Raw genomic sequence first — 16,678 nt, forward strand, 5'->3', positions numbered from 1 at the left:
GCATGCTGATTCCTGTGATTCTTTCCGGTGGTGCCGGGACTCGTTTGTGGCCGGTTTCGCGCGAAGGTCATCCCAAGCCGTTCATGACCTTGCCCGATGGCCAGACCTTGCTGGGCAAGACCTACCGACGCGCGGCCGGGCTCCTGGCTGCGGGCGGCAATATCGTCACGGTGACCAACCGTGACTACTACTTTCAAAGCAAGGATCACTACCAGGCGGCCAGACTGGAACGCCACCGCGGGCACTTTCTCCTGGAGCCTGTGGGACGCAACACGGCACCAGCGATTGCTGCCGCTGCACTGTCCTTGCAAGCCTTGCACGGCGACGATGTGATTCTGGTGGTGATGCCGGCTGACCATCTGATTCAGAACGAAGACGCTTTCGGGCGCTCTGTCGAACATGCCGTACAGCTGGCGAAGGCTGGGCATCTGGTCACGTTCGGCATCACCCCGACCGCGCCGGAAACGGGTTTCGGTTACATCGAAACCGGCGAACAACTGGATGAGCAAGGCGCGGCCAGGGTTCAGCGCTTCGTCGAGAAGCCCGACCTGCAGACCGCGACCCACTACCTGGAAAGCGGCAATTTCCTATGGAACTCGGGCCTGTTCTGCTTCTCGGCCGCGACCTTGCTGGCTGAGTTGCAGATCCATGCGCCAGCGCTCCTGGAGCTAGGCAAAGCCTGCCTGGCGGCCAGCGCCCCGGTCGAGACAAGCGGGGGCATTCAGCAGGAATTGTCAGCGGCGCACTTCGCCGACATGCCGGATATCTCCATCGACTATGCCTTGATGGAGCTGTCCGACAAGGTTGTGGTGGTGCCTGCGGGTTTCGACTGGAGCGATATCGGCTCCTGGGGTGCGGTCAGCGACTTGATCAAGGCTGATGCCCAGAACAATCGGGCCAGTGGCGACGCGCTGTTCATCGACAGCCACAACAATTTTGTCCAGAGCGAAGGACGTCTGGTAGCCACGGTCGGCGTCGACAATCTGATCATCGTCGATACCGCCGATGCGGTTCTCGTCGCCCATGCCGATCGCGCGCAGGATGTGCGCAAGGTGGTGAAGCAACTCAAGGATAAAAAGCACGAAACCTATCGCCTGCACCGTACGGTCAGTCGCCCCTGGGGCACTTACACCGTGCTGGAGGAAGGTCCGCGCTTCAAGATCAAGCGTATTGTGGTGAAGCCTGGAGCCTCCCTCTCCCTGCAGATGCACCACCATCGCAATGAACACTGGGTCGTCGTCGAAGGCATGGCCAAGGTCACCAACAACGGCGACGGCTCGCACTTTGTCGCCAAAAACGAATCCACCTTCATTGCCGCCGGGCACAAGCATCGTCTGGAAAACCCGGGGGTGATCGACCTGGTCATCATTGAAGTTCAGAGCGGCGAGTACCTGGGAGAGGACGATATCGTTCGCTTCGAAGATAAATACGGAAGGACGGTCTGAATGCTGCTCAATCTGTACCGCTCGCTGTGGGGCTATCGGGGTTTCATCCTCGGTAGCGTCAAGCGAGAGTTCCAAGCCCGCTATCGCAACTCGCTGTTCGGTGCCCTTTGGACCGTCCTTAACCCGCTGTCGATGATCGTCGTCTACACGGTGATTTTTTCCCACGTGATGCGTGCGCGTCTTCCCGGCGTGGATGACGGGATGGCCTACAGCATTTACCTCTGCGCCGGTTTGCTGACCTGGGGACTGTTCTCCGAGATCACCCTGCGCAGCCAGAACATGTTTCTGGAAAATGCCAATCTGCTGAAGAAGATCAGTTTCCCGCGCATCTGCCTGCCGGTGATCGTGCTGCTCAATGCCGGGATCAACTTCGCAATTATTGTGTCGTTGTTCCTGGGCTTTCTGCTGATCACCGGGCGCCTTCCCGGTATGGCCTTGTTGGCATTGGTGCCGTTGCTGGCGTTACAGGTTATTTTCTCGGCCGGTCTGGGGATGATTCTCGGCGTGTTGAATGTGTTCTTCCGCGACGTAGGGCAGTTCTTCGGGATTTGCCTGCAATTCTGGTTCTGGTTTACGCCTATCGTCTATCCGATGTCGATTCTCCCGGAGCCGATCCAGCGGCTGCTCTGGCTCAACCCGATGACTGCCTTGATGGTGAGTTACCAGAACCTGTTTCTGTATGGTCAATGGCCGGTCTGGAGTTCGCTGTTGCCGGTCCTGATCATCGGCGTGCTGTTCTGTGTCCTGGGGCTGCGGCTATTCCGCCGACGAGTGGGTGAAATGGTGGATGAGCTCTGATGGGACACATACGCGTTAGTGGCCTGAGCAAGGCCTACAAGCAATATCCGACACGCTGGAGCCGCCTGCTCGAATGGATCATCCCCTTCTCTGCGGCGCGTCATCGCGAGCACTGGATCCTGCGTGACATCGACTTTGAAGTCGCCCCCGGTGAAGCCGTAGGGATCGTCGGGGTCAACGGTGCCGGCAAGAGCACCTTGCTGAAGATCATCACCGGTACCACCCAAGCCACTTGTGGACAACTTCAGGTGCAAGGACGGGTGGCCGCGCTACTGGAACTGGGCATGGGCTTCCACCCGGATTTCACTGGTCGCCAGAATGCCTTCATGGCTGGCCAGCTGCTGGGCATGCAGGTAGAGGAAATCGAGGCGCTGATGCCGGAAATCGAGGGTTTCGCGGAGATTGGCGAAGCCATTGATCACCCGGTGCGCACCTATTCGAGCGGCATGCAGATGCGTTTGGCCTTCAGTGTCGCGACTGCGCGTCGGCCGGATATTTTGATTGTCGATGAAGCGCTGTCGGTAGGCGACGCCTACTTCCAGCACAAGAGCTTCGAACGTATCCGCAGTTTTCGTCGAGCAGGAACGACCTTATTGATCGTTTCCCATGATCGTTCAGCGATCCAGTCGATCTGCGATTCCGCGATCCTTCTGGAAAACGGTCGCATGGCCATGCACGGTAAACCCGAAGAGGTCCTGGACTACTACAACGCCCTGATGGCCGAGCGCGAGGGCCAGACGGTGCGTCAGGAAATGCTCGCCACCGGCCAGGTCCAGACCATCTCCGGTACCGGTGAAGCAGGCATCTTGAGTGTGCGCCTGCTGGATGCACACGAGCGATCGGTGGAGGTCGCCGAGGTGGGCCAGCCGATGGTGCTGGAAGTGCAGGTCGAGGTACGCCAGGACATCGAGCGGCTGGTGCTGGGCTTCATGATCAAGGATCGCCTTGGACAGTCCATGTATGGCATCAACACCCATCGGCAGGGACAAGCACTGACGAACTTGAGTGCCGGTGAACGGGTCACGTTCCGATTTGCCTTCACCATGCGCCTGGGCAAGGGTAATTATTCCGTAGCCCTGAGCCTGTCGCGCCTGGACTCGCACCTGGACCGCAATTTCGAATGGCGAGACTACGGCCTGGTCTTCCATGTCCTCAACAACCGTCATGAAGACTTCGTCGGCTGCTCCTGGCTCGAAGCCCAAACCACGATCACCCGTTCGACCGTTGCCCCTGCCGGGTCAGTCGCCTTGCAGGCCACGCCATGACGCGCCTGTTGGTCGAATGTACCCATGTGTTCGAGCACCCCAAGGTCAACTCGGGTATTCAACGGGTGGTGCGCAATGTCATCAAGCAGTTGCCCGAGGCCGTGGAGGGTGTGGAATGCCTTCCGGTGGTGATACTCAAGGGCAAGCTCTACCGGGTGCTGAGTCTGGCACCGCTGGATACGCCTTTTTTCAATGCGCTGATGGGTTTCGGTACGCGCCTGGAGCGGGTCGCCCACAGGTTCTGGCAACTTCACCAAAACCTGGAACAACGCTGTCAGTCGCGCTTCGCCCGGCGCGCGCTGTACGTGATGTATCGGCTCACAGCGCTGGCCTGTTTCAGTGTGCCGTTACGTCTGATCGGGCTGGTGAACCAGAAACAACTGCCGAAACGTTGCACACCTTTGCAGCATCAGCCGGGTGATCAACTGGTGCTGCTGGATTCGTCCTGGCACGCCAACTTTTTTCCCATGGCCGAACAGCTCAAGCGTGAAGGGGTGGACATCGTCTCGGTAATCTACGACCTGATCCCACTGACCCATCCACAGTTCTACGACACCCGGCTGGTGCAGATTTTCAACGAGTGGTTCGACTGGATCGCCAGAACTGCAGACGGATATGTCGCCATTTCGGCAACTGTGTGTGACCAGGTCCGCGAAGAGCTTCTGCGCAGGCTTGGACCGCAGCAGGTCAAAACGCTCTGGTTCGATTATTTCCACCTCGGTTCCGAACTGGACCTGAGCAACGATGGGGCGGTTGTGGAGCCGCGTCTTGTGCGGCTGTTCGAAGGGCAAGATCCGGTTTTCCTCATGGTCAGTACCATTGAGCCGCGCAAGAACCATGACTACTTGCTCGACGCCTTCGAACGCGCCTGGGCCGCGGGCTCAAACGCCCGGCTGTGCATTGCCGGGCGTATTGGCTGGAAGTGCGATGCGCTGGTCGACCGCGTTCGCCAGCACCCGGAACTGAACAAGCGACTGTTCATGTTCAACACACTCACCGATAAAAGCCTTGAGCATGCCTATGCACAGGCAACAGCGCTGGTATTCCCGTCCTATGTCGAAGGCTTTGGCTTGCCGCTGGTCGAAGCCATGCAGCGCGGGCTGCCGGCGATAGGCAGCGATATTCCGGTCTTTCGTGAGATTGGTGGCGAGTTCATGGCCTATTTCGATCTGGCCGATCCACAAAGCCTTGCCAATCTGGTTGCGCGCATGGAAAGCACTGGTGAGTTTCCGGCAGTGCGCAATGTCAGCGAGTGGCGCTGGCTGGGCTGGCGCGAGGCCAGTACCCAGTTTGTCGAACGCATCCAGCGCAACTTGAAGAAGGTGCCTGCGCCGGTAGAGAGGCAGCATGCGGATTGCCCTTAACGCACGGATTCTCCAGGCACCACGCACCGGCATAGGTCATTACCTGGCCGAACTGGCGACGGCCCTTATGGCAGAGCCGGACCTGGAGCTCTCGCTGTTTCATGGCTGGGGCTGGAGTGCTGCCCTGCCGGCCGCCGCCATGCCCGGCTATTCCCGAATGACACCTTGGTTGCGACGAGTACCGGGGGCCTACCAGGCCCGTCGTTGGCTGGAGCAGCGGCGCTTCGACCAAGGACAGTCCCAAGCCATCGATCTCTATCACGAGCCGAGCCTGTGGCCCCTGGCGTTCAAGGGTCCGACCATCATCACCCTGCACGACCTGACCCACCTGCACTATCCCTCGACCCAGCCATCGGCCCGGTTGAAAGAGATAGAGCGCCGACTTGGTCATGGCGTGCAGCAGTCACGATTGATTTTGACCGACTCGCAGTACGTGGCCGATGAAGCCCAGCGCTATTTTGGCCTTCCCCATGAACGCTTTGTCGTTGCACCGCTTGGGGTAGCCGCGCGCTTCCATCCACGCTCGATCGAGGCGTTGCAGGAGGCACTCACACCCCATGGAGTGCAACCGCAGACGTATTTCCTCTGTGTAGGAACGCTGGAACCGCGCAAAAACCTGTCACTGGCCTTGCACGCTCACGCGCGATTGCCAGAGCTGATGCGTCAGCGTTTTCCTTTGCTGATTGTCGGAATGGCCGGTTGGGAACGTGGGCAGTTCAGTGATGAGTTGCAAAAGGCCTTGGCCTCCGGCTATGTCCGCCTGATGGGTTATCTGCCGGATGAACAGGTCGCACAGCTCGTGGCCGGGGCCAGAGCGCTGGTGTTTCCGTCTCTCTACGAGGGCTTTGGCCTTCCGGTTCTGGAAGCCATGGCCAGTGGTACTCCGGTGATCCTGACCCGACGCTCGGCAATGCCGGAGGTCGCAGGTGACGCGGGCAATTATATTGAACCTGACGATGTAGACGGCTTGCGCGACGCGATGAGCCGATTGATCGACGATCAAACGCATTGGCTGGAATGCCGAGAGGCTGGATTGCAGCAAGCGAAGCTTTTTTCCTGGGGGCGCTGCGCGAAGGTAACAGCAGGCGCATACCGTCAGGCTATGGGAGGTTGAATGCGCGTTCTACATTTCTTCAAGACATACCTGCCTGACTCGGTCGGCGGTATCGAACAGGTCATCTTTCAGTTATGCGAAAGTGGAGCCCGGCACGGCATTGAGAGCCAGGTTCTGACATTGAGCGCCGAGCCCACGCCTGCGGTCGTCAAGATCGGTCAGCATGAGGTGCATCGGGCCAAACTGGATGTGCAGTTCGCTTCCACCGGTTTTTCCTACAGTGTCTTCAAACAGTTTCGCGAAATGGCCGCGGAGGCGGACGTGGTCAACTACCACTTTCCTTGGCCATTCATGGACCTGGTGCATTTCATCAGCGCCACGAACAAACCGTGCGTGGTGACCTACCATTCGGACATCGTTCGTCAGCAGCATTTGCTCAAAATGTACCGCCCACTGATGAATCGATTCCTCAATAGCGCCGACCGGATTGTCGCCGCCTCGCCCAACTACTTCCATACCAGCGATGTCTTGCAGAACCACCGGGAAAAGACCCGGGTCATTGCTTATGGCTTGAACAAGTCAGGTTATCCACAACCCGAGCCTGAGCGCCTGGCCCATTGGCGGCAACGTCTGGGTGAACGCTTCTTCCTGTTCGTCGGTGTGATGCGTTATTACAAAGGACTGCATATCCTGCTCGATGCACTTAAAGAGGTGGATTACCCGGTCGTGATCGTCGGCGCAGGCCCGCTTGAGTCGGAGTTACATGCCCAGGCAGCCGCTCTGGGCTTGCGCAATCTGCACTTTCTAGGACGCCTGGGTGAAGAGGACAAAGTGGCGCTGCTACAACTGAGCTACGCGATCGTGTTCCCATCGCATCTGCGTTCCGAAGCGTTCGGTATCTCATTGCTTGAAGGCGCGATGTATGGAAAACCGATGATCTCCAGTGAGATCGGTACCGGGACCAGTTACATCAATATCCATGGCGAGACCGGTTTGGTCGTTCCCCCGAGTAATCCACAGGCCTTTCGTGAAGCAATGCGTACCTTGTGGGAAAACCCGCAGCGTGCGGCAGAAATGGGACAGCGAGCCGAAGCCCGCTATCGCCAACTGTTCACCGCCGATGAAATGGGCCGTAAATGGACAGAGTTGTACCAAGAGCTGTTGGAGGAAAAGGCACTTTCCTACGCATGACGTTGGTTGGCGCCAACTGCTGCCCAACGCCTAATCCTGCAAACGTGTCGTGGCCTGATCCCAAGTTCCAGTCATTCGGCTATTGGGCGAGAAACCCTCGAACCGCCAGCGCAAACCCAGCGCTGCCGGTCGGCGCACCATGTGCTCCACATACAGCTTCCAAAGCCGCTCGGCGCCCTGAAAGGCGCTGATTTGCGGCCCGTCGAGGATAATTTCGGTGCGCCCGCTGACCTGCAGCAAATCGCCCGAGGTGAAATCGATGAACAGCAAGCCGGCGCGCGGATTGAGCAACAGGTTGCCCAACGTATTGAAGTGCAAGTTGCCGGCGAAATCGGGAATGGTCAGGCAATTGCCGTCCACCTGGACGAAACCGCTCTGCCCTCCCCGATGAGAGACGTCCACCGAGCGTTGGTTTTCAACGTCAACGTAACTGGCGACAAAGAAGGTGTCGGCTCCACGAATCATCGCGCTCGCCTCGTCATCCAGTTGACTCAGACGCTGCACCACACGCATCGACGGATCTGCGACAGGCACCGATTCAAATTGGCGCAGCTGGATGTACTTAGGGCAATTGCCGAAAGCCTGTTGGACCGCCACGGTAAAGCCGTTATCGGCCATATCGCTGACCTGGCCATTGATTCGGTTCCGCCGCCGCGTGTGCAACTCGATACCCAGCAGGCCGATAGCCGCGCCAGTGTGTAATTGAGCGGGGTCGTTCTGCCCTGGCAGACTGTCCAGCTGCAACAGGGCAGGCTCGGGAGAACAGGCAAAACCTGGTTGCCCCTCGAGAATACTGGCCCAAGGATTACCATCTACATCCACCGCGCCAAATAGCATGAAGGGCAATTGCTGATAGAACTGACGATGTTGATCAGGCAAGTAATTACGGATGACCTTGGGTCCGAACGCTTCCATACGCTCAGCGACACCGACGTGCGCCTGCAGCTGCTTTTCGCCGGCATGCCAGGGTGATTGAAGGTTCATCGCGTTTCTCCCCTGCGCCGAGGGCACAGTCTGAAGGGCACAGCCAGGCTGGGCCGCAGTCACTCATATCAGGCAGTCTGCAAGCCGGCCACCGTGCGCGGCATCGCAACAAAACCGGGCAAGGCTTCGATGCGTGCCAGCCAGGCCCGCACATTGGCATAGTCAGCCAGAGACACATTGCCTTCGGGCGCATGGGCGATATAGCTGTAGCCGGCGACATCAGCAATGGTCGGTTCATCACCCGCCAGATAGGCAGTGTGAGCCAGTTCCTGATCAATCACCTTGAGCAGGCTGTGGGAACGGGCGATCACCTCTTCAGCGTTGTAAGGCGCGCCAAACACAGTGATCAGTCGAGCCGTGGCCGGTCCTGAGGCAATCTGCCCGGCCGCAACCGACAACCAGCGCTGAACCTTGGCCGCACCGACCGGGTCCGCCGGCAACCAGCGGCCTTTGCCATATTTCTGCGCCAGGTACACCAGAATCGCGTTGGAGTCAGCCAACACCACGCCTTGGTCATCGATGACCGGAACCTGGCCAAAAGAATTCAGCGCGAGGAAATCCGCCTGTTTGTGAGCACCGCTGACGAGATCGACGAACACCAGTTCAGTCGGCAGTTCGAGTAAGGACAGCATCAGCTCGACACGGTGAGCATGACCGGAGCGCGGGAAGTTATAGAGTTTGATGGCGGGTTTGGACATGGTGAACTCCGCGGGGCGATCGCGCAGTTCAGGAGAGATCCGCGCCGATGGGAGCTACCTTCCACTTTCGATTAAAACAACAGAATAACCAAAAAACACAATCCATTATTTCAGCAAGTGCAATAAAGCGTCAGGCCTGCAACGCCGGATGTTCGCGAAGCGCCTTCACCGCAAAATCCACAAAGCTGCGCACCCGCGCTGGTGCCTTGCGACCCCCCTGATACACCACATGGATCGGCAGCGGCGCCAGCTCAAAGTCTTGAAGAACGATTTCCAGCTCGCCTGCGGCCACCTTGCTGGCGACCTGATAAGACAGTACCCGGGTCAACCCCCAACCCAGACAAGCCGCAGTAATCGCCGCCTGATTCGCAGTGACCACCAAACGCGGCTCCGGGCGAATGCTCAGGGCTGTTCCTTGCTCCACAAACTGCCAGCTCCTGACCTGCCCAATGGAAGAGGTAGCGACAATCCGTGCCTGGCACAGGTCATCAGGATGCCGAGGTCGACCGTGGCTTGCGAGGTAACCGGGAGACGCGCAGATCACACGTCGTACTTCACCCACCTGGATCGCGTGCAGATTGCTGTCCGGCAATTGTGCGATACGCACCGCGACATCAATCCCCTCCTCGACCATGTTCACCACACGGTCGACGAGTACGGCATTGATACTGACCTCGGGGAACTGATCAAGGTAACCGACCATCACTGGCGTCACGAATAGCTCACCGAACAACACCGGCGCCGTGATGGTCAGTTGCCCCCGGGGCTGGGCGTGGCTGCCTGCCGCCGAGGCTTCCGCCTCCTGGAGCTCAGCCAGAATGCGCCGGCAGTCTTCCAGATAACGCTGACCGGCCTCGCTCAGGTGAATACTGCGGGTAGTGCGCACCAGCAGCTGGGTGCCTATGCGCTTTTCCAGCGCCGCGACCGCCCGTGTGACGCTCGCAGCCGACATGCTCAAGCGCCGCGCGGCAGCAGAAAAACTCTGCTCTTGCGCCACGGTGAGGAACACCTGCATTTCCTGAAACCTGTCCATGGAGCAAACCTCTATTGGTGCCGAACAAAATATTGTGACAACGCAAGACCAAACCAGATAGCTGCCGAGATGTCAGCACTTTAGAGTGCACAGCAGTGTGGCTCATTGCGCCAATTCCAAATAATGGCATCAACCTACCGATCCAACAGAGTCCCTATAAAAAGAACAAGTATCGGAGGAGTCAGCGTGACCTCCCTCCCCAATACCTACTGGCAAAAGTGCATTCCAAACGGCTGTGTCGTTCAGCTCTGGTCGCGCCAAAGGAACGGGCCGGCGGCTCACAAGCGAACCGTCGGCCCGTGGCCTGCCGTCACGAGGAGCGGCGGACCGTTTTCGATGCGTGCGCCTGAGCGCTACCGATCACGACGCCTGCGCGACGCTGTACTGTGACGACAGGTAGCGCCGGATATCGTCGGGCGCGTTGATGAAGCGCGTGCCGTTGTGCTCCTGAACCGCGATGGACGTGTCCTTCGGTACCTGCCTGTTGCCGAGCACGATCACTGGCGCAGACTGGTTGTCTTCGCCGATCAGCGCGACGATCGCGTTGCGCGGACGAGGCGCGTCGATGTAAGCGACCTCGACCACGTCTCGAAGCTGTGGGAAGAAGCTCAGCAAGCCTTCGACGGATACCGAGTCGCCGCAGTAGAACGGGCCTTCGGCGCCGCTGAAGAAGCCCGGACGAAGAATGAGCAGTTTGTCTTTCATGGTTGTCTCTCTGTGGGTGGATGTAGAAAGTTGAGGTGATGTGGCGGCGATGCGCGTGATCGTCGCGTCGCGAACCGAAGCATCGATACGCGAATCTTCGACCTGCGCGGGTCGGATCAGACTTCCATTCGCGTCAGCCCAGCGGCGCGCAGCCGTGAGAATGCGGCTTCGAGATCGGCGATCATGTCGTCCGGGTGCTCGAGGCCCGCGTGAATTCGTAGCAGCGGGCCTTCCCACGGCCATTGCGTCGCCGTGCGGGAGCTCGCCGGGTTCGACCGGAGAATCAGGCTCTCGAAACCGCCCCAGCTATAGCCCATGCCGAAGCAGGTCATGCCGTCGAGCATCGCGCGCATCGCTTCGTCCGATTGCGGATTCAGCACCACGCCGAACAGGCCGCTCGCACCCGTGAAATCGCGCTTCCACAGCGCGTGCCCAGGTGAATCCTGCCGCGCCGGATACAGGATCTGAGCGACTTCCGGCTGCTGCGCGAGCCATTCCGTCAGAGCATGCGCGTTGCGCTGGTGCCGCTCGAGCCGCAGCGACAGCGTGCGCAAGCCGCGCAGTGCGAGATACGCGTCGTCGCCGCTCACGGTCATGCCGAGCTGCCGATAGAAACGGTTGATCTTCGCAAAGAGCGCCTCGGTCGTGAGGATCGCGCCCATTAGCACGTCGGAGTGCCCGGAGATGTATTTCGTCGCCGCGTGAATCGATACGTCGACACCATGCTCGAATGAACGGAAATGCAGCAGCGTGGCCCAGGTGTTGTCCATCAGCACGATTGCGCCGTGCCGATGCGCGATCCGGCTGATCGCCGGAATGTCCTGCACCTCGAACGTCAGCGAGCCGGGCGACTCGACGAACACTGCGCGCGTGCTCGGACGCATCAGCGCTGCGATGTCCGCGCCGATCGACGGATTGTAGTACGTCGTTTCGATGCCCAGGCGCGCGAGCGTCTCGGCGCAGAACGCGCGAGTCGGATCGTAGACCGAGTCTGTCATCAGTAAATGATCGCCGGGACCGAGCACCGCGAGCAGCGATGTCGTGATCGCACTGAGCCCGCTCGGCGTGAGCATCGCTCGATGCGCGCCTTCGAGGCGGGCGAGCGCGTTTTCGAGCGCGCGGGTGGTCGGACTGCCGCCGCGGCCGTATGCGTTCGGCGTACCGCTCGCCGTTTTCAGCGCCTCGATGCTGTGAAAGAGCAACGTCGATTGCCGGTAGACCGGCGGGTTCACCGGCGCGCCGAGCTGGCTGTGCGTGCGGCCCTCGTGGACCAGAACGGTGTCGGTCGAATACGTGGTGTTCAAGGCGTGATCCTTTTTCGTCGGTTCAATCGAGGCGAATCAAGCGGTGCCGCATCGTCGCGGCAGTCGCTGTGCTTGATGACATGTTAATTGCGCGAAGACGAAAATAGTTTCCAAAGAATGGCGTCGATCCAGATAAGATTAGAAAAAATTTCTACATCGGAGGCGATATGGACAAACGCGATGCACAGATGCTCACGATGCTTCAGGCGGATGCGACGATCGGTCTGAACAACCTGGCGAAGGCGGTGAATCTGTCGCCGACGCCATGCTGGCGAAGGTTGCAGAAGTTGCGGGACGACGGTGTGATCTGCCGGCAGGTTGTGCTGTGCGATCCGGCCAAGCTGAACCTGGGGCTCACTGCATTCGTGACGGTGCGCTCGAACCAGCACGGCGATGCGTGGACATCGCATTTCGTCGAGGCTGTTTGTGCGATTCCGGAGATCATCGAGATCTACCGGATGAGCGGCGACGTCGATTACCTGCTCAAGGTCGTCGTGCCGAATATTGCCGGATACGACAGAGTCTACAAACGGCTGATCAAGAGCGTCGAGCTGATGGACGTGAGCTCGGCATTCGCGATGGAGGTGATCAAGCGCACGACCGCGCTGCCGACCGATTACATCGTGACGGAATGATGCAAACAGCGCCGCCCACGATCGGCGACGAGCGGCGCGTTCTGCGTTATTGCGGCGAGGAGACGGCCGCGAAGTCGAGCCCCGCCGCAGAGATCTGCTGCTCGAGCTCGAGGCCCGCGCGAACGTAGCCGAGCGCATTCGAGCCGCCAATCGGGATCACGTATGGGCGACGGCCTTCGTCGCGCAGACGCTGAGCCGCAGCGTCGAGCTGCCGGTCCGCGGTGTCGAAATCGTTCTGGTGGTCGGCGGAGTCAATGCGACACACGCCGCCCGGAGAGCAGGCCCGTCATCATCCCCGTCAGCGCGCATTCACCGTCCGGTCTTTGCCTTTATTAACCTTGGCTCTGATATAGCCCCCTTCCTCGAGCTTGTTTACCCACTTCCAGCAGGGGAGTTGTTGAAAGGTTGACGGCCTCGGCCAGTTCTTTGAGGAGGATGGTGGTATCGCGTTGCAAGAGGGAGAGGATGTGGCGATCGAAAATATCAATTTCTCTAATGACGGCAAATTGTAGAATTTTTTTCTAAAAACCAGCGTAAAGAGCAGGAAGTTTAAAACTCTTTTCCTGGAGGGCGACTGTAAAATTTATCCCATGAAACGTGCCCGGAGAGCCCCGAATATGAAGAAGATCATCACCACCCGCGCCGCTCCTGAGGCGATTGGCCCTTACTCGCAAGCCGTACAATGCGCAGCCACCCTTTATGTTTCCGGTCAGATCGCCCTGGACCCACAGAGCATGCAGATGGTCGTAGGCATCGAAGCACAGGTCCGGCAAGCCTTTGCCAACCTGGGTGCGATTCTCGAAGAGGCCTCAATGGGCTTCGCCGATGTGGTCAAGCTGACCATCTACCTGACTGACTTGAGCCATTTCGCCTTGATCAATTCGGTGATGGAAGAGCTGTTCGCCAAACCCTATCCCGCACGAGCGGCGATCGGCGTGAGTAGCTTGCCGCGGGCAGCATTGGTGGAAATTGACGCGATCGCTGTGGCCGCATGCTGAGCCGGGGGAAAACTATGATGAATGAATGGATCCGGTCTGCGACCAGGAGTATCTCCTGCGACCTGTTACGCTCCGCCGACACCCATATCCACAAGCTGGACATTCCGGGGTTGAAGGGCGTCGACATCTACCTCAAGGACGAGAGCACACATCCAACCGGCAGCCTCAAGCACCGGCTGGCACGCTCGCTGTTCTTGCACGCCATTTGCAGCGGCAAGATCCGCGAGGGCACCCATGTGGTCGAGGCTTCCTCGGGTAGCACGGCCGTGTCCGAAGCCTATTTCGCCAAACTGCTTGGCCTGCCTTTCACCGCGGTCATGCCGCGCAACACCGCGAGCAAAAAGATCGTACAGGTTGAGCAGCTCGGCGGACGTTGCCACTTCGTCGATCAATCGTCCCAGGTCTATTCCGAGGCGCAGCGCCTGGCGCGCGAAAGCGATGGCCACTACATGGACCAGTTCACCTATGCCGAGCGGGCAACGGATTGGCGCGGCAACAACAATATAGCCGACAGCATCTTCCAGCAGATGACCGGCGAGCCGCACCCCATTCCCCACGCAATTGTCATGAGTGCAGGCACCGGCGGCACCTCTTCGACCATCGGCCGCTACATCCGCTACAAGGGGCACGATACCCGATTGATAGTGGTGGACCCGGAGAACTCGGTGTTCTATGAAAGCTACCGAACAGGCGACTCAAGTCTCACCAGCACCCATAGCAGCCGCATCGAAGGCATCGGTCGTCCCCAGGTGGAGCCGTCCTTCCTGCCGGACGTGATCGACGACATGCTGAAGATTCCCGACGCTGCCAGCATCGCCACTCTCTACTGGCTGGAAAAGTTGCTCGGCAAGAAAGCCGGTGGCTCCACCGGTACCAATATGTGGGGCGCGCTGAGTGTTGCGTTGCGGATGCAGGAGCAAGGTCTGAAGGGCTCTATCGTGACCCTGATGTGCGATAGCGGCGAACGCTATCTGGACACCTACTACGACCATGACTGGGTCGCTCGTACTATCGGTGACATCACACCCTATTCGAAACAACTCGATCGCTATCTTTAGTCTTCGCAAGGTATTACCGACTATGAGCCAGAACAAGAGCAACTTTTCCACCCAAGTGATCCACGCCGGCGAACAGTCGACCTACGCGGACAACACGATCTTCCCCTCGATAGTCACCTCCAGTTCGTTCATCAAGCGCAGCCTTGACGACAGTCCAGACTATGCCTACGGGCGCGTCGGCAACCCCACCCGCCATGCCTACGAGAGCTGCATTGCACAGTTGGAGAGCGGCCGTGGTGCTGTGGCCTGCGCTTCGGGCATGGCTGCCACCGCCACCGTGCTCGAGCTCCTGCCGAAGGACTCCCATGTGATCGTGATGGCTGGCGTCTACGGTGGCACCTTCCGCCTGATGGAGGACTACCGAAGCAAGACCTCCGGGCTAAGCGCCAGCTACATCGACCTCAACGACCTTGAGTCACTGGCAGCGAGCCGCCGCGATAACACCCGGATGATCTGGATCGAAACGCCGACCAACCCCCTTCTGCAACTGGTCGACATCCAGCGCGTGACAGAGTTCGCCCGCGCTCACGGCATCCTGACCTGCGTCGACAACACCTTCTGCTCGCCCTGGAACCAGCGCCCGATCGAGTACGGCGTCGACCTGGTGATGCACTCGGCGAGTAAATACATCGGGGGGCACTCCGACCTGATCGGTGGCGTGGTGGTCGCGGCTGACGAGTCACTATTCGCTCGCCTGCGCTCCATCAGCATGGCCATCGGCGCGGTCCAGGGGCCGTTCGACTGCTATCTCGCCCTGCGCGGGCTGAAGACCCTTGACGTGCGCATGGAGCGCCAGTGCAGCAATGCGGCGAAGATTGCCCACTTCCTGAGCACTCACCCGCAGGTCGAGGAAGTATTTTACCCGGGGCTGGAAAGCCATCCGCAACACGCGCTGTGCAAACACCAAATGCGCTCCGGCGGCGCGGTGGTCTCGCTGAAGTTGAAGGCCGACCGTAAAGCGCTGACCCCCTTCATCGAGCAGTTGTCGATTTTTGTGCTGGCCGACTCCCTGGGCGGGGTGGAAAGCATGATCAACCACTCCTACAGCATGTCGCACAACTCCTTGAGCCATGAACAGAAGATCAGCCTCGGCATCACCGAGAATCTGATCCGGCTGTCCATCGGACTGGAGCACGTCGACGACCTGATCGCCGACTTGAGTGCGGGCTTCGAGCGGCTGCGTACTGCTTCCGCCGAATAACTAATACCACTATCGACAAGAGGCACCTCGACGTTCGCTCCACCCAATGCTGACTAAAACTGGAATGCTTTTTCACAATAATAAGGTCAAGAAAATGCAAACAAACCGCGTAGTCAAAGCCCACTGGAAAACTGCAGTACTGGCCCTGGCGCTTGCAACAAGTGTCTCGGCGTCAGCCGACCAACTCAGCGATATCAAGGCAAAGGGGGAGTTGGTCTGTGGCGTGCTCGGCACCGACGAGCCGTTCAGCTTCATGAAGAACCCGGCAACTCGCGAAATCGTGGGTTACGACGTGGATCTTTGCACTGCCATCGCCGCGAGTATCGGTGTCAAGCCGGTGGTGAAGCAATTGGCGAACACAGCACGCATACCCGAGCTGCAGCAGGGCCGTGTCGACCTCCTGACCGCCTCCTTGACCCATAGCAAGGAGCGTGAGGCATTGATCAACTTCTCGCTCTCGACCTTCATCACCGGTCAGAAGGTGATGGTCAAGGCTGACAGTGGCATTGATCAACTTGACCAGCTGGCAGGCAAGAAGATACTGACGATCAAAGGCACCACGATGGAGCAGAGCGTCAGATCGAAGATCCCCACCGCCCAGATCGTTTCGTTCGACACCAATCCTCAGGCCTTGCTCGCTCTGCAACAGGGCAAGGGTGTGGCTTACGCCAACGACGAGACTTCATTAGCCGGTAATTTCGCCAAGCTCGGTGATGCGGCAAAAGACTATCGGATCCTCCCGCAGAGCTTGTCGACCGAGCACTTGGCGTTGGGCCTGAAGAAAGGCGAGCCCGCCTTCCAGGAGCAGGTGAACAAGACTCTGCGTGATCTGGAGTCTTCCGGCGCGGCCGACAAGCTGTTCATAAAATGGTTTGGTCCGGACTCCAACATGAAGTTCGCCAGCCGGTCGTTCAAGATCGAAACCGACAACATCAACTGACTTGT

At 59.1% G+C, this 16,678-nt stretch carries 15 protein-coding genes and 3 pseudogenes; 11 read left to right on the plus strand and 7 right to left on the minus strand.

What is annotated here, in order from left to right; genetic code table 11:
* Positions 1-2: 2 nt before the first annotated feature.
* From AC07UI_RS02720 to AC07UI_RS02745, 6 genes are read left to right on the plus strand one after another with little or no spacing between them, the layout of a single operon-like run.
* Entirely contained in the window at positions 3-1,445 is a 1,443-nt protein-coding gene (locus AC07UI_RS02720; protein WP_494991011.1) for a mannose-1-phosphate guanylyltransferase/mannose-6-phosphate isomerase, read from the plus strand.
* On the plus strand, positions 1,446-2,243 hold the full coding sequence (locus AC07UI_RS02725) for an ABC transporter permease (protein ID WP_494991012.1): 798 nt from the start codon (positions 1,446-1,448) through the stop codon (positions 2,241-2,243). It begins immediately after the preceding gene.
* A complete protein-coding gene (locus tag AC07UI_RS02730) occupies positions 2,243-3,508 on the plus strand; it encodes an ABC transporter ATP-binding protein (RefSeq protein WP_494991013.1) in 1,266 nt (421 codons plus the stop codon). Before AC07UI_RS02725 ends, AC07UI_RS02730 begins: the two co-directional genes overlap by 1 nt.
* Positions 3,505-4,872 (plus strand): glycosyltransferase family 4 protein, encoded by a 1,368-nt coding sequence (locus tag AC07UI_RS02735; protein WP_494991014.1) that lies wholly within the window; start codon positions 3,505-3,507, stop codon positions 4,870-4,872. Before AC07UI_RS02730 ends, AC07UI_RS02735 begins: the two co-directional genes overlap by 4 nt.
* A complete protein-coding gene (locus AC07UI_RS02740) occupies positions 4,856-5,986 on the plus strand; it encodes a glycosyltransferase family 4 protein (RefSeq protein ID WP_494991015.1) in 1,131 nt (376 codons plus the stop codon). Before AC07UI_RS02735 ends, AC07UI_RS02740 begins: the two co-directional genes overlap by 17 nt.
* Positions 5,987-7,117, plus strand: coding sequence for a glycosyltransferase family 4 protein (locus AC07UI_RS02745; RefSeq protein WP_494991016.1), 1,131 nt, complete (start codon positions 5,987-5,989; stop codon positions 7,115-7,117).
* A 33-nt stretch (positions 7,118-7,150) separates the two neighbouring features.
* On the opposite strand, the pseudogene AC07UI_RS02750 reads toward AC07UI_RS02745, so the two are convergent.
* The 5 genes and pseudogenes from AC07UI_RS02750 to metC all read right to left on the minus strand — a co-directional run.
* A pseudogene (locus AC07UI_RS02750) lies at positions 7,151-8,101 on the minus strand (FAD-binding oxidoreductase); the annotation flags it as partial.
* 68 nt (positions 8,102-8,169) lie between these two features.
* Positions 8,170-8,799 carry a glutathione S-transferase family protein gene (locus AC07UI_RS02755; protein ID WP_494991017.1) on the minus strand — a complete coding sequence of 210 codons (630 nt, stop codon included), beginning with the start codon at positions 8,797-8,799 and terminating at the stop codon, positions 8,170-8,172.
* A 130-nt stretch (positions 8,800-8,929) separates the two neighbouring features.
* The gene (locus AC07UI_RS02760; protein ID WP_494991018.1) at positions 8,930-9,832 is read right to left on the minus strand and encodes a LysR family transcriptional regulator; all 903 of its coding nucleotides are present in this window, start codon (positions 9,830-9,832) and stop codon (positions 8,930-8,932) included.
* Between the two features lie 360 nt (positions 9,833-10,192).
* On the minus strand, positions 10,193-10,537 hold the full coding sequence (locus AC07UI_RS02765; protein ID WP_494991019.1) for a DUF3088 domain-containing protein: 345 nt from the start codon (positions 10,535-10,537) through the stop codon (positions 10,193-10,195).
* 116 nt (positions 10,538-10,653) lie between these two features.
* The gene (gene metC, locus AC07UI_RS02770; RefSeq protein WP_494991020.1) at positions 10,654-11,841 is read right to left on the minus strand and encodes a cystathionine beta-lyase; all 1,188 of its coding nucleotides are present in this window, start codon (positions 11,839-11,841) and stop codon (positions 10,654-10,656) included.
* Positions 11,842-12,008: 167 nt separating this feature from the next.
* Between metC and AC07UI_RS02775 the strand changes: the two genes are divergently transcribed.
* Entirely contained in the window at positions 12,009-12,476 is a 468-nt protein-coding gene (locus tag AC07UI_RS02775) for an Lrp/AsnC family transcriptional regulator (RefSeq protein ID WP_494991021.1), read from the plus strand.
* 61 nt (positions 12,477-12,537) lie between these two features.
* Here the strand turns inward: AC07UI_RS02775 and AC07UI_RS02780 are convergent.
* Both AC07UI_RS02780 and AC07UI_RS02785 read right to left on the minus strand, forming a co-directional pair.
* Positions 12,538-12,708 (minus strand): annotated as a pseudogene (locus tag AC07UI_RS02780) (D-cysteine desulfhydrase); the annotation flags it as partial.
* 102 nt (positions 12,709-12,810) lie between these two features.
* A pseudogene (locus AC07UI_RS02785) lies at positions 12,811-12,964 on the minus strand (Lrp/AsnC family transcriptional regulator); the annotation flags it as partial.
* Between the two features lie 129 nt (positions 12,965-13,093).
* Between AC07UI_RS02785 and AC07UI_RS02790 the strand changes: the two are divergent.
* The 4 genes from AC07UI_RS02790 (at position 13,094) to AC07UI_RS02805 (ending at position 16,673) form a co-directional block, all read left to right on the plus strand.
* Positions 13,094-13,474 carry a Rid family detoxifying hydrolase gene (locus tag AC07UI_RS02790; protein WP_494991022.1) on the plus strand — a complete coding sequence of 127 codons (381 nt, stop codon included), beginning with the start codon at positions 13,094-13,096 and terminating at the stop codon, positions 13,472-13,474.
* 14 nt (positions 13,475-13,488) lie between these two features.
* A complete protein-coding gene (locus tag AC07UI_RS02795; RefSeq protein ID WP_494991023.1) occupies positions 13,489-14,532 on the plus strand; it encodes a PLP-dependent cysteine synthase family protein in 1,044 nt (347 codons plus the stop codon).
* Between the two features lie 22 nt (positions 14,533-14,554).
* Positions 14,555-15,733 (plus strand): trans-sulfuration enzyme family protein, encoded by a 1,179-nt coding sequence (locus tag AC07UI_RS02800; RefSeq protein WP_494991024.1) that lies wholly within the window; start codon positions 14,555-14,557, stop codon positions 15,731-15,733.
* 94 nt (positions 15,734-15,827) lie between these two features.
* The gene (locus AC07UI_RS02805) at positions 15,828-16,673 is read left to right on the plus strand and encodes an ABC transporter substrate-binding protein (protein ID WP_494991025.1); all 846 of its coding nucleotides are present in this window, start codon (positions 15,828-15,830) and stop codon (positions 16,671-16,673) included.
* Positions 16,674-16,678 lie beyond the last annotated feature (5 nt).

Source organism: Pseudomonas sp. GW821-FHT04C07, assembly GCF_059420325.1.

Coding starts and splice junctions, on each gene's coding strand:
- AC07UI_RS02720 (WP_494991011.1), top strand. CDS start 3: ATGCTGATTCCTGTGATTCTTTCCGGTGGTGCCGGGACTCGTTTGTGG.
- AC07UI_RS02725 (WP_494991012.1), top strand. CDS start 1,446: ATGCTGCTCAATCTGTACCGCTCGCTGTGGGGCTATCGGGGTTTCATC.
- AC07UI_RS02730 (WP_494991013.1), top strand. CDS start 2,243: ATGGGACACATACGCGTTAGTGGCCTGAGCAAGGCCTACAAGCAATAT.
- AC07UI_RS02735 (WP_494991014.1), top strand. CDS start 3,505: ATGACGCGCCTGTTGGTCGAATGTACCCATGTGTTCGAGCACCCCAAG.
- AC07UI_RS02740 (WP_494991015.1), top strand. CDS start 4,856: ATGCGGATTGCCCTTAACGCACGGATTCTCCAGGCACCACGCACCGGC.
- AC07UI_RS02745 (WP_494991016.1), top strand. CDS start 5,987: ATGCGCGTTCTACATTTCTTCAAGACATACCTGCCTGACTCGGTCGGC.
- AC07UI_RS02755 (WP_494991017.1), bottom strand. CDS start 8,799: ATGTCCAAACCCGCCATCAAACTCTATAACTTCCCGCGCTCCGGTCAT.
- AC07UI_RS02760 (WP_494991018.1), bottom strand. CDS start 9,832: ATGGACAGGTTTCAGGAAATGCAGGTGTTCCTCACCGTGGCGCAAGAG.
- AC07UI_RS02765 (WP_494991019.1), bottom strand. CDS start 10,537: ATGAAAGACAAACTGCTCATTCTTCGTCCGGGCTTCTTCAGCGGCGCC.
- AC07UI_RS02775 (WP_494991021.1), top strand. CDS start 12,009: ATGGACAAACGCGATGCACAGATGCTCACGATGCTTCAGGCGGATGCG.
- AC07UI_RS02790 (WP_494991022.1), top strand. CDS start 13,094: ATGAAGAAGATCATCACCACCCGCGCCGCTCCTGAGGCGATTGGCCCT.
- AC07UI_RS02795 (WP_494991023.1), top strand. CDS start 13,489: ATGATGAATGAATGGATCCGGTCTGCGACCAGGAGTATCTCCTGCGAC.
- AC07UI_RS02800 (WP_494991024.1), top strand. CDS start 14,555: ATGAGCCAGAACAAGAGCAACTTTTCCACCCAAGTGATCCACGCCGGC.
- AC07UI_RS02805 (WP_494991025.1), top strand. CDS start 15,828: ATGCAAACAAACCGCGTAGTCAAAGCCCACTGGAAAACTGCAGTACTG.